Here is an 11,781-nt window from a genome sequence, read left to right on the forward strand (position 1 = left end):
ACAAACGAATGGGGCACATACCGACATCGGTATGTGCCCCAGGCCGGAGAGGAACCGTCAGTCGCGGGCCTCCGCCAGCAGCTTCTGGATCCGCGAGACACCCTCGACGAGATCCTCGTCACCCAGGGCGTACGACAGCCGCAGATAGCCCGGAGTGCCGAAGGCCTCGCCGGGTACGACCGCCACCTCGGCCTCCTCCAGGATCAGCGCGGCCAGCTCGACCGAGTCCTGCGGGCGCTTGCCGCGGATCTCCTTGCCGAGCAGGCCCTTCACCGACGGGTACGCGTAGAAGGCGCCCTCCGGCTCCGGGCACACCACGCCGTCGATCTCGTTGAGCATCCGCACGATCGTCCTGCGGCGCCGGTCGAAGGCCTCGCGCATCTTCGCGACCGCGTCCAGGTCGCCGGAGACCGCGGCCAGCGCCGCCACCTGGGCGACGTTCGACACGTTCGACGTGGCGTGCGACTGGAGGTTCGTCGCCGCCTTCACCACGTCCTTCGGGCCGATGATCCAGCCCACCCGCCAGCCCGTCATGGCGTACGTCTTGGCCACCCCGTTGACCACGATGCACTTGTCACGCAGCTCGGGCAGCAGCGCGGGCAGCGACACGGACGCGGCGTCGCCGTACACCAGGTGCTCGTAGATCTCGTCCGTCAGCACCCACAGGCCGTGCTCCGCGGCCCAGCGGCCGATCGCCTCGGTGTCCTGCTCGCTGTAGACCGCGCCGGTCGGGTTCGACGGGGAGACGAAGAGGACGACCTTCGTCTTCTCCGTGCGCGCCGCCTCCAACTGCTCCACGCTCACCCGGTAGCCGGTCGTCTCGTCCGCGACGACGTCCACCGGCACACCGCCGGCCAGCCGGATCGACTCCGGGTACGTCGTCCAGTACGGCGCCGGGACGATGACCTCGTCGCCCGGGTCGAGGATCGCGGCGAAGGCCTCGTAGATCGCCTGCTTGCCGCCGTTGGTGACGAGGATCTGCGACGGGTCGACCTCGTAACCGGAGTCGCGCAGCGTCTTCGCGGCGATCGCGGCCTTCAGCTCGGGGAGGCCACCCGCGGGCGTGTAGCGGTGGTACTTCGGGTTCTTGCAGGCCTCGATCGCGGCCTCGACGATGTAGTCCGGGGTCGGGAAGTCGGGCTCACCCGCGCCGAAGCCGATCACCGGACGCCCGGCGGCCTTGAGGGCCTTGGCCTTGGCGTCCACAGCGAGGGTGGCGGACTCGGAGATCGCGCCGACTCGGGCGGAGACCCGGCGCTCGGTGGGAGGGGTTGCAGGGCTCATGGGCCCCATCGTTTCAGACCGGAAACCTGCCCGGCACGCGGGTTTCACGGACTGAACAACACCGGGCCGATCGCTGAACAAGCGTCCGGAACCGGCCCGCGGCCAGGGTGATCTTCGGCCACACCGTCACCGACAAAGCCCCTACGGGCACTTTCTGTTCGACGCCCGGCCGCAGAACACGTACACTCTCACCTCGTTGGCCTCATACAGGCCGCGCTCATCCGGTGCACACCGAGCATCCGGGCGGATGCGGTACGTTTGGGGAGAACCAAAGGGTCGTAGCTCAATTGGTAGAGCACTGGTCTCCAAAACCAGCGGTTGGGGGTTCAAGTCCCTCCGGCCCTGCTACACACACCTTCGCCAGGATGTGTGCGCGCATGTACGTACAAGCAGCATTGCGCCGTGCGGCTCAGACCGGGCGCGGCACGGCCACGACCCGGAATCAGGTGAGGACGAATGACGGACGCCGTGGGCTCCATCGACACGCCTGATGCCCAGGACGAGACGCCGAAGAAGCAGGGCCGCAAGGGCGGCAAGCGCGCAAAGAAGGGCCCGCTGAAGCGGCTCGCGCTCTTCTACCGCCAGATCGTCGCGGAACTTCGCAAGGTCGTCTGGCCCTCGCGCAACCAGCTGACGACGTACACGACAGTCGTGATCATCTTCGTCGTCATCATGATCGGCCTGGTGACTCTGATTGACTTCGGACTCGACAAGGCCGCCAAGTACGTCTTCGGCTGAGCCGAAAGCGAAGGGCGCCGTACCCGGCGCCCCTATTCGCGCGTTCCACCCCATGTATCCAGGAAGAAGCAGCCACCGTGTCTGACCCGAACGTGAACGACGCCATCGAGCCGGTCGAGTCCGTGGAAGACGAGCTCGAGATCGTCGAGGGTGCCGACGACGACCTGGACGAGGTCGAGGCTGCCGACGCCGCCGAGGGTGAGCCCGCCGAGGAAACCGCCGTACACGTCGAGGACGAGCCGGCCGAGGCCGAGGCGGCTGAGGACGAGGCTGAGGCCACCGAGGAAGAGGAGCCGGCCGAGCCGGTCGACCCCGTCGCCGCCCTGCGCGAGGAACTGCGCACGCTTCCCGGTGAGTGGTACGTCATCCACACCTACGCCGGCTACGAGAACCGCGTGAAGACCAACCTGGAGCAGCGCGCCGTCTCGCTGAACGTCGAGGACTACATCTTCGCGGCCGAGGTGCCGCAGGAAGAGGTCGTCCAGATCAAGAACGGCGACCGCAAGACGATCAAGCAGAACAAGCTCCCGGGCTACGTCCTCGTCCGTATGGACCTGACGAACGAGTCCTGGGGCGTCGTCCGCAACACCCCCGGCGTCACCGGCTTCGTGGGCAACGCCTACGACCCGTACCCGCTGACCCTGGACGAGATCGTCAAGATGCTCGCCCCCGAGGCCGAGGAGAAGGCCGCCCGCGAGGCCGCCGAGGCCGAGGGCAAGCCCGCTCCGCAGCGCAAGGTCGAGGTCCAGGTGCTGGACTTCGAGGTCGGCGACTCGGTCACCGTCACCGACGGCCCGTTCGCCACGCTGCAGGCCACCATCAACGAGATCAACGCTGACTCGAAGAAGGTCAAGGGCCTCGTGGAGATCTTCGGCCGGGAGACGCCGGTCGAGCTGTCCTTCGACCAGATCCAGAAGAACTAGCACCTTCTGGACGTACGCCTTCCGAACAGGTCAGACGGGCTGCTGAAGCCGGTCTGACCTGCTCGGTTTTTGGCCGCGCAGGGATACCCGTTATCGTTGTGCGGTATGCCTCCATCCGGATGATCGGGTGGCAGGCGATCACCTCTCACTAGGACCCGGAGAGAGCAATGCCTCCCAAGAAGAAGAAGGTCACGGGGCTCATCAAGCTCCAGATCCAGGCCGGTGCGGCCAACCCGGCGCCGCCGGTCGGCCCCGCGCTGGGTCAGCACGGCGTCAACATCATGGAGTTCTGCAAGGCCTACAACGCCGCGACCGAGTCGCAGCGTGGCTGGGTCATCCCGGTGGAGATCACGGTCTACGAGGACCGCTCCTTCACCTTCGTGACCAAGACGCCGCCGGCCGCCAAGATGATCCTCAAGGCCGCGGGCGTGGAGAAGGGCTCCGGCGAGCCGCACAAGACCAAGGTCGCCAAGATCACCGAGGCGCAGGTCCGCGAGATCGCCACCACGAAGATGCCCGACCTCAACGCCAACGACATCGACGCCGCCGCGAAGATCATCGCCGGCACCGCCCGTTCCATGGGCATCACGGTCGAGGGCTGAACCCCAACCTCCAGCAGCAGAAGTGGCGGGGCCTGCTCGGCCCGGACCACGACTCCTAAGAATCCCCAGGAGCAGTAGTGAGCAAGCGCAGCAAGTCTCTCCGCGCTGCGGACGCCAAGATCGACCGGGAGAAGCTCTACGCCCCGCTCGAGGCCGTCCGTCTCGCCAAGGAGACCTCCACGACCAAGTTCGACGGCACCGTCGAGGTCGCCTTCCGTCTGGGTGTCGACCCGCGCAAGGCCGACCAGATGGTCCGTGGCACCGTGAACCTTCCGCACGGCACCGGCAAGACCGCCCGGGTCCTGGTCTTCGCGACCGGCGACCGTGCCGAGGCCGCGCGTGCCGCGGGCGCCGACATCGTCGGCTCCGACGAGCTCATCGACGAGGTGACGAAGGGCCGTCTGGACTTCGACGCCGTCGTCGCCACCCCGGACCTCATGGGCAAGGTCGGCCGCCTCGGCCGGGTCCTCGGCCCGCGTGGTCTGATGCCGAACCCGAAGACCGGCACCGTGACCCCGGACGTGGCCAAGGCCGTGACCGAGATCAAGGGCGGCAAGATCGAGTTCCGCGTCGACAAGCACTCGAACCTGCACTTCATCATCGGCAAGTCGTCCTTCGACGACACCAAGCTGGTGGAGAACTACGGCGCCGCGCTGGAGGAGATCCTCCGTCTGAAGCCGTCCGCCGCCAAGGGTCGCTACATCAAGAAGGCCGCCATCACCACCACGATGGGCCCCGGCATCCCGGTCGACCCGAACCGCACCCGCAACCTCCTCGTCGAGGAGGACCCGGCAGCTGTCTGACCGGGCCGAGCCCCACAGGCTCGCTGACGTCCGGCGACGGGCCCCACACCTTCCGAGGTGCGGGGCCCGTCCCCTTTTCGCGCTCCGCTGGGTTAGCGTGCGACCAGGGCAACGCACGGGGGTGGAACGCATGCAGAGGACTACGGCACACTGCCTGGCTCTCACGATCGCGCTGACGGCAGCGACCGGCTGCACCTCCTCCGACGGCCCCGACGAGGACGACCGGGAGCGCAGGCCGCCCCGCGCCCTCCTCGCCGCCCTGCGCACCGTGGAACGCTCCACCGACGGCGCCGACTCGGCCAAGGTGGAGTCCACCACCGTCATGGGCGGTGAACTGTCCCTCGAAGCCGACGGCGCCCTCGGCTGGGGCGACGGCCTCACCGGCACCCTCACCATCACCTACACCGGCGGCACCACGGCCGAGACCATGCGCGACCTCGGCGTCACATCGATGGAGGCCCGCTACCTCCCCGACGCCTACTACGCCCGGATGGGCGACACGTTCGCCGAGCAGACCGGCGGCAAGCACTGGATCCGCTACGCCTACGACGATCTGGACGACCTCGGCGGCGGCGCGGCCGCGAACTTCGCGGACCAGATGCGCAGCGCCACCCCGAACCAGTCGGTGAAGCTTCTGCTCGCTTCCGGGGACGTACACAAGATCGGCGAGGAGCAGGTGCGCGGCAAGCACACCACGCACTACTCCGGCACGGTCTCCGTGGGCGACCTCGCCGACGCCGAGCTGAAGGAACTGCTGCGGCAGGCCGGCGTCACCACCCAGACCGTCGACATCTGGGTCGACGACCAGGACCTGCTGATCAAGAAGATCGAGCAGGGCCGGCTGGCGGCCGGCCACCTCACGCAGACCGCGTACTACAGCGACTACGGCGTGCGGGTCACCGCCGCCGAGCCGCCGGCCTCCGACACCGAGGACTTCAAGGAACTACTGAAGAAACAAGGCGGCAGCGCCTCCTGAACCTCAGGGAATTCAGCGGCCCCCTCAAGCCCGCTGGGATAGGCTCGCGAGGCTGTGAATCAGCCGTGTGTTCCTTGGGGGGAATCGATGAAGACTGCTGTACGCCGTTCCGTGCGAGGCCGGGCGACGGGCGCCGGACTTGCCGCGCTGCTGCTCGCGGGGGGTGCCGTCGGCTGTGGCACCGAGCAGTCGCCGGAGATGACGCCGGTGGCCGCCGTGGCCAAGGCCGCCGAGAAGACGGAGAAGATCACTTCCCTGAGCTATCGGATGCGCGGCGAGGTACCGAGCGACGGCCGGGTCGAGGCCGAGGCCGTGATGCGCATGGAGCCGACGGCGATGAGCATGAAGATACGGATGCCCGACGACCCCGAGGTCAAGGGCGCCGTCGAGATGCGCATCGTCGGCAAGTCGCTGTACATCGGCGGTGAGGCGATGGCCGGGCAGATGGACGGCAAGAGCTGGATGAAGATCGACGCCCCCAAGTCGGGTGGCGGCGAGCACCGGCTGGGCGCCGAGACGGCCGGTCTCGCCCAGGCCGAGCGGAACCCGGCCGCCGAATCCGCCTTCCTCACCGGCGCCGACGACGTCACCGAGGTCGGCACCGAGACGGTCGACGGGGTGAAGACCACGCACTACAAGGGCACGCTCACCCTCGACGACATGCGGGACAGCCTGAAGGACGAGGACAAGAAGACTCGCGAACGGCGCGAGAAGAGCCTCGAACAGTACGAGGACATGGGCGTCGACAAGCTCACCATGGACATGTGGGTCGACGGTGAGGACCACACCAAGCAGTTCCGCATGCGCGGCGACGCCGACAAGGGCACGCTCGACATGACCGTCACCTTCTCCGACCTCAACGAGCCGGTCACCGTCCAGGCCCCGCCCGCCAAGGACACCATGGACTTCGGCGACATGATGAAGGAACTCGGGCAGGCCTGAGCACCGTACGACCGGATTTGCCTGACGGCGATCCGGTCGCGTACGCTCCTACAGAAGCCAAAGACCGCTGGTCGTTGCTGTGCGCTCGCGAGAGGGTGCGGTGGCCGAAGGATCCGCTGAATGGCGGACGACCCGCGCAGGTGAATGTGGATGTGCTCCTGGAGTGCCCATGTCTCATGGGAATTCCGGTTGAGCTACGCCCCGTGCGCCTGCGCCGGGGCGTTTCGTTTACCCCAGCCCCTTCCGAGCGGTCCTCAACACCCGGAAGGAGGCCGACGCTCTATGGCAAGGCCCGACAAGGCTGCCGCGGTAGCCGAGCTGACGGAGCAGTTCCGCAGCTCGAACGCCGCCGTGCTGACCGAGTACCGGGGTCTCACCGTGGCGCAGCTCAAGACGCTGCGCCGTTCGCTCGGTGAGAACGCCCAGTACGCCGTGGTGAAGAACACGCTGACCAAGATTGCGGCCAACGAGGCCGGGATCACGACGCTCGACGACCTGTTCAACGGTCCGACGGCGGTCGCCTTCGTCACCGGTGACCCGGTGGTGTCGGCGAAGGGTCTTCGTGACTTCGCCAAGGACAACCCGAACCTCGTCATCAAGGGCGGTGTCCTTGACGGTAAGGCGCTGTCCGCCGACGAGATCAAGAAGCTTGCGGACCTCGAGTCCCGCGAGGTTCTGCTCGCCAAGCTGGCGGGCGCCATGAAGGGCAAGCAGACGCAGGCTGCTCAGGTCTTCCAGGCGCTTCCGTCGAAGCTCGTCCGCACCGTGGACGCGCTTCGCGCCAAGCAGGACGAGCAGGGCGGTGCCGAGTAATTCGGCTCGCGAAATGACCGCCGCCTGAGGCTTTGCGCCTTGAGGCAACGGTCGTAGCGGGCCGAACGTACGCCCGCCAGACATGTACACACGGCACCAGCCGAATTAGTGGAAGGAAAGCCATCGTGGCTCTCACCCAGGACGAACTGCTCGCCGAGTTCGAGGGCATGACCCTCATCCAGCTCTCCGAGTTCGTGAAGGCGTTCGAGGAGAAGTTCGACGTCACCGCCGCCGCTGCGGTCGCCGTCGCCGGCCCCGCCGCTGCCGGCGGCGCCCCGGCCGAGGCCGAGGCCGAGCAGGACGAGTTCGACGTCATCCTCACGGGTGCCGGCGAGAAGAAGATCCAGGTCATCAAGGTCGTGCGTGAGCTGACCTCCCTGGGCCTCAAGGAGGCCAAGGACCTCGTGGACGGCGCCCCGAAGCCCGTCGTCGAGAAGGTCGCCAAGGAGGCCGCCGAGAAGGCTGCCGAGTCCCTCAAGGCCGCCGGCGCCTCCGTCGAGGTCAAGTAACACCTCAATGGGTCCTCGAGGATCCGTTGCGAGCTGATACAGCCGTAGGGCTGTAACGCGAGCGCACCGAAGAGCGATCATCCATCCGGGTGGTCGCTCTTCGGCGTTCCCGGTGCCTGGTGGTGGCGGCCTTGCACGGGCGGATGCGCGGAGTAGGGTGATCTTCGTCGTGTCTCCGGGCACCTCCGAAGCCGGCCGCAAGTGACGATGGCAGCACCCGGTTTGGGCAAGGGGGGCCTTGACGAACCGCACGCAGCGCGCAATTCTCAGGACGCGTCGTCACAACGATCCGGATCCGAGGCATGGATCGACGGCGAAGAGGGAAGCATCGAAGTGCATTGAGGGCGTGGCTTGCAGCAGGGGTTGAGAACAACGAGGGTCTTCAAAAACCCGAACTGGACATCAGTGGGCCTTGTGGCTACACTGACCCTTTGCGCTGCCTGTTAGCTGTCCCCTGCCCGTCACCAGGGGCATGCCCTCCCTTGAGCACCGACGATCAGAACGTCCCTGACCTGGCCTTTTGGCTAAATCAGGGAGTGCTGTCTCTGTGCGCAAGAGGGGGACCGGTACGCGCGTAGTGAGTCCGAGCCCTCGGAAGGACCCCCTCTTGGCCGCCTCGCGCACTGCCTCGACCGCGAATACGAACAACGGCGCCAGCACCGCCCCGCTGCGCATCTCCTTTGCAAAGATCAAGGAGCCCCTCGAGGTTCCCAACCTGCTCGCGCTGCAGACCGAGAGCTTCGACTGGCTGCTCGGCAACACCGCCTGGCAGAGTCGGGTCGAGGCGGCTCTGGAGTCCGGTCAGGACGTCCCCACCAAGTCCGGTCTGGAGGAGATCTTCGAGGAGATCTCTCCGATCGAGGACTTTTCCGGGTCGATGTCGCTGACTTTCCGCGACCACCGTTTCGAGCCTCCGAAGAACTCCATCGACGAGTGCAAGGAGCGCGACTTCACGTACGCCGCCCCGCTCTTCGTCACCGCCGAGTTCACCAACAACGAGACCGGCGAGATCAAGTCCCAGACCGTCTTCATGGGCGACTTCCCGCTCATGACCGGCAAGGGCACCTTCGTCATCAACGGCACCGAGCGTGTCGTGGTGTCGCAGCTGGTCCGCTCGCCCGGCGTCTACTTCGACTCCTCCATCGACAAGACGTCCGACAAGGACATCTTCTCCGCCAAGATCATCCCGTCCCGGGGTGCCTGGCTGGAAATGGAGATCGACAAGCGCGACATGGTCGGTGTCCGCATCGACCGCAAGCGCAAGCAGTCCGTCACCGTTCTTCTGAAGGCTCTCGGCTGGACCACCGAGCAGATCCTCGAGGAGTTCGGCGAGTACGAGTCCATGCGCGCCACCCTGGAGAAGGACCACACCCAGGGCCAGGACGACGCGCTGCTCGACATCTACCGCAAGCTGCGTCCGGGCGAGCCCCCCACCCGGGAGGCCGCGCAGACGCTGCTCGAGAACCTCTACTTCAACCCGAAGCGTTACGACCTCGCCAAGGTCGGCCGCTACAAGGTGAACAAGAAGCTCGGCGCCGACGAGCCGCTGGACGCCGGTGTGCTCACCACCGACGACATCATCGCCACCATCAAGTACCTGGTGAAGCTGCACGCCGGTGAGACCGAGACGGTCGGTGAGTCCGGTCGCTCGATCATGGTCGAGACCGACGACATCGACCACTTCGGCAACCGTCGTATCCGCAGCGTCGGCGAGCTGATCCAGAACCAGGTCCGTACGGGTCTCGCCCGTATGGAGCGCGTCGTGCGTGAGCGCATGACCACGCAGGACGTCGAGGCGATCACGCCGCAGACCCTGATCAACATCCGGCCGGTCGTCGCCTCCATCAAGGAGTTCTTCGGCACCAGCCAGCTGTCCCAGTTCATGGACCAGAACAACCCGCTGTCGGGGCTGACGCACAAGCGTCGTCTGAACGCCCTCGGCCCGGGTGGTCTCTCCCGTGAGCGGGCCGGCTTCGAGGTCCGTGACGTCCACCCGTCGCACTACGGTCGTATGTGCCCGATCGAGACGCCTGAAGGCCCGAACATCGGTCTGATCGGCTCGCTCGCCTCCTACGGCCGGGTCAACGCGTTCGGCTTCATCGAGACGCCGTACCGCAAGGTCGTCGACGGTGTCGTCACCGACGACGTCGACTACCTGACCGCCGACGAGGAGGACCGCTTCGTCATCGCGCAGGCCAACGCGCCGCTCTCCGAGGACTTCCGGTTCGAGGAGTCCCGCGTGCTGGTCCGCCGCCGTGGCGGCGAGGTCGACTACGTCCCCGGTGACGACGTCGACTACATGGACGTCTCGCCGCGCCAGATGGTGTCGGTCGCGACCGCCATGATCCCGTTCCTGGAGCACGACGACGCCAACCGTGCCCTCATGGGCGCGAACATGATGCGGCAGGCCGTGCCGCTCATCAAGTCCGAGGCCCCGCTCGTCGGCACCGGCATGGAGTACCGCTCCGCCGTCGACGCCGGTGACGTGGTCAAGGCCGAGAAGGCGGGTGTCGTCCAGGAGGTCTCCGCGGACTACATCACCACCGCCAACGACGACGGCACGTACATCACGTACCGCCTGGCCAAGTTCGCCCGCTCCAACCAGGGCACCTCGGTCAACCAGAAGGTCATCGTCCACGAGGGCGACCGGATCATCGAGGGCCAGGTCCTCGCCGACGGTCCGGCCACCCAGGAAGGCGAGATGGCGCTGGGCAAGAACCTGCTCGTCGCCTTCATGCCCTGGGAGGGCCACAACTACGAGGACGCGATCATCCTGTCGCAGCGCCTCGTACAGGACGACGTCCTCTCCTCGATCCACATCGAGGAGCACGAGGTCGACGCCCGTGACACCAAGCTCGGCCCCGAGGAGATCACCCGGGACATCCCGAACGTCTCCGAGGAGGTCCTCGCCGACCTCGACGAGCGCGGCATCATCCGTATCGGTGCCGAGGTCGTCGCCGGTGACATCCTCGTCGGCAAGGTCACGCCCAAGGGTGAGACCGAGCTGACGCCGGAGGAGCGCCTGCTCCGTGCGATCTTCGGTGAGAAGGCGCGCGAAGTGCGCGACACCTCGCTGAAGGTGCCGCACGGTGAGATCGGCAAGGTCATCGGCGTCCGCGTCTTCGACCGCGAGGAGGGCGACGAGCTTCCCCCCGGTGTGAACCAGCTGGTGCGCGTGTACGTGGCGCAGAAGCGCAAGATCACCGACGGTGACAAGCTCGCCGGCCGCCACGGCAACAAGGGCGTCATCTCCAAGATCCTGCCGATCGAGGACATGCCGTTCCTGGAGGACGGCACCCCGGTCGACATCATCCTCAACCCGCTGGGTGTCCCGTCCCGAATGAACCCGGGACAGGTCCTGGAGATCCACCTCGGCTGGCTCGCCAGCCGCGGCTGGGACGTCTCCGGCCTCGCCGACGACTGGGCGCAGCGCCTCCAGGCGATCGGCGCCGACCAGGTCGACGCGGGCACGAACGTCGCGACCCCCGTCTTCGACGGTGCGCGCGAGGACGAGCTCGCCGGTCTGCTGCAGCACACCATCCCGAACCGCGACGGCGACCGCATGGTCCTCCCGTCCGGCAAGGCGCGGCTGTTCGACGGCCGTAGCGGTGAGCCGTTCCCGGAGCCGATCTCGGTCGGCTACATGTACATCTTGAAGCTGCACCACCTGGTCGACGACAAGCTGCACGCCCGTTCGACCGGTCCGTACTCGATGATCACCCAGCAGCCGCTGGGTGGTAAGGCCCAGTTCGGTGGCCAGCGGTTCGGCGAGATGGAGGTGTGGGCGCTGGAGGCTTATGGCGCCGCGTACGCCCTCCAGGAGCTGCTGACCATCAAGTCCGACGACGTCACCGGCCGCGTGAAGGTCTACGAGGCCATCGTCAAGGGCGAGAACATCCCGGAGCCCGGCATCCCCGAGTCCTTCAAGGTGCTCATCAAGGAGATGCAGTCTCTCTGCCTGAATGTGGAGGTGCTGTCCAGCGACGGTATGTCCATCGAGATGCGTGACACAGACGAGGATGTCTTCCGCGCTGCGGAGGAGCTCGGCATCGACCTGTCCCGGCGTGAGCCGAGCAGCGTCGAAGAGGTCTGACGGAGTCCGGCGGGCCTTTCTGAGAGATCAGCAAAGGCCCGCCGACCCCGGGACCCCGTATCAGACCCCAAGACTTACGACCCTGAGAGGGATTGACG

10 protein-coding genes and 1 tRNA gene are annotated in these 11,781 nt (G+C 66.8%); 10 read left to right on the forward strand and 1 reads right to left on the reverse strand.

Translation table 11 applies throughout. The features are described from left to right. Window positions 1-57: 57 nt before the first annotated feature. Window positions 58-1,284: a pyridoxal phosphate-dependent aminotransferase gene (locus tag KCH48_RS11335; protein WP_210572687.1), complete on the reverse strand. Its 1,227-nt coding sequence runs from the start codon at window positions 1,282-1,284 to the stop codon at window positions 58-60. Between the two features lie 272 nt (window positions 1,285-1,556). Here KCH48_RS11335 and KCH48_RS11340 point away from each other — a divergent pair. The 10 genes from KCH48_RS11340 to rpoB all read left to right on the forward strand — a co-directional run bounded on the left by KCH48_RS11340 (window position 1,557) and on the right by rpoB (window position 11,683). Continuing rightward, window positions 1,557-1,629: transfer RNA gene (locus tag KCH48_RS11340), tRNA-Trp, on the forward strand. Between the two features lie 111 nt (window positions 1,630-1,740). Next, window positions 1,741-2,022 carry a preprotein translocase subunit SecE gene (secE, locus tag KCH48_RS11345; protein WP_210572689.1) on the forward strand — a complete coding sequence of 94 codons (282 nt, stop codon included), beginning with the start codon at window positions 1,741-1,743 and terminating at the stop codon, window positions 2,020-2,022. 77 nt (window positions 2,023-2,099) lie between these two features. Beyond that, window positions 2,100-2,945 carry a transcription termination/antitermination protein NusG gene (nusG, locus tag KCH48_RS11350; RefSeq protein WP_210572691.1) on the forward strand — a complete coding sequence of 282 codons (846 nt, stop codon included), beginning with the start codon at window positions 2,100-2,102 and terminating at the stop codon, window positions 2,943-2,945. A gap of 167 nt (window positions 2,946-3,112) precedes the next feature. Continuing rightward, window positions 3,113-3,547, forward strand: a complete 435-nt coding sequence (gene rplK, locus KCH48_RS11355) for a 50S ribosomal protein L11 (RefSeq protein WP_155058660.1) — start codon at window positions 3,113-3,115, stop codon at window positions 3,545-3,547. Between the two features lie 77 nt (window positions 3,548-3,624). Next, the gene (gene rplA, locus KCH48_RS11360) at window positions 3,625-4,350 is read left to right on the forward strand and encodes a 50S ribosomal protein L1 (RefSeq protein WP_210572693.1); all 726 of its coding nucleotides are present in this window, start codon (window positions 3,625-3,627) and stop codon (window positions 4,348-4,350) included. 130 nt (window positions 4,351-4,480) lie between these two features. Beyond that, entirely contained in the window at window positions 4,481-5,326 is an 846-nt protein-coding gene (locus tag KCH48_RS11365; protein ID WP_210572695.1) for a hypothetical protein, read from the forward strand. A gap of 87 nt (window positions 5,327-5,413) precedes the next feature. Beyond that, window positions 5,414-6,268 (forward strand): DUF1396 domain-containing protein, encoded by an 855-nt coding sequence (locus KCH48_RS11370; protein ID WP_210572697.1) that lies wholly within the window; start codon window positions 5,414-5,416, stop codon window positions 6,266-6,268. A gap of 282 nt (window positions 6,269-6,550) precedes the next feature. Then, window positions 6,551-7,081, forward strand: coding sequence for a 50S ribosomal protein L10 (gene rplJ, locus KCH48_RS11375; RefSeq protein WP_210572700.1), 531 nt, complete (start codon window positions 6,551-6,553; stop codon window positions 7,079-7,081). Between the two features lie 122 nt (window positions 7,082-7,203). After that, window positions 7,204-7,590: a 50S ribosomal protein L7/L12 gene (gene rplL / locus KCH48_RS11380; RefSeq protein WP_210572984.1), complete on the forward strand. Its 387-nt coding sequence runs from the start codon at window positions 7,204-7,206 to the stop codon at window positions 7,588-7,590. A gap of 607 nt (window positions 7,591-8,197) precedes the next feature. Continuing rightward, window positions 8,198-11,683, forward strand: a complete 3,486-nt coding sequence (rpoB, locus tag KCH48_RS11385; protein WP_210572703.1) for a DNA-directed RNA polymerase subunit beta — start codon at window positions 8,198-8,200, stop codon at window positions 11,681-11,683. Window positions 11,684-11,781: the final 98 nt, after the last annotated feature.

Source organism: Streptomyces sp. GESEQ-4 (assembly GCF_017948455.1).
Taxonomy (GTDB): Bacteria; Actinomycetota; Actinomycetes; order Streptomycetales; family Streptomycetaceae; genus Streptomyces.

Bases quoted from the DNA above. Each gene is read 5' to 3' on its own strand.
- KCH48_RS11335 (WP_210572687.1), bottom strand. From the start codon at position 1,284: ATGAGCCCTGCAACCCCTCCCACCGAGCGCCGGGTCTCCGCCCGAGTC.
- secE (WP_210572689.1), top strand. From the start codon at position 1,741: ATGACGGACGCCGTGGGCTCCATCGACACGCCTGATGCCCAGGACGAG.
- rplK (WP_155058660.1), top strand. From the start codon at position 3,113: ATGCCTCCCAAGAAGAAGAAGGTCACGGGGCTCATCAAGCTCCAGATC.
- KCH48_RS11365 (WP_210572695.1), top strand. From the start codon at position 4,481: ATGCAGAGGACTACGGCACACTGCCTGGCTCTCACGATCGCGCTGACG.
- KCH48_RS11370 (WP_210572697.1), top strand. From the start codon at position 5,414: ATGAAGACTGCTGTACGCCGTTCCGTGCGAGGCCGGGCGACGGGCGCC.
- rplJ (WP_210572700.1), top strand. From the start codon at position 6,551: ATGGCAAGGCCCGACAAGGCTGCCGCGGTAGCCGAGCTGACGGAGCAG.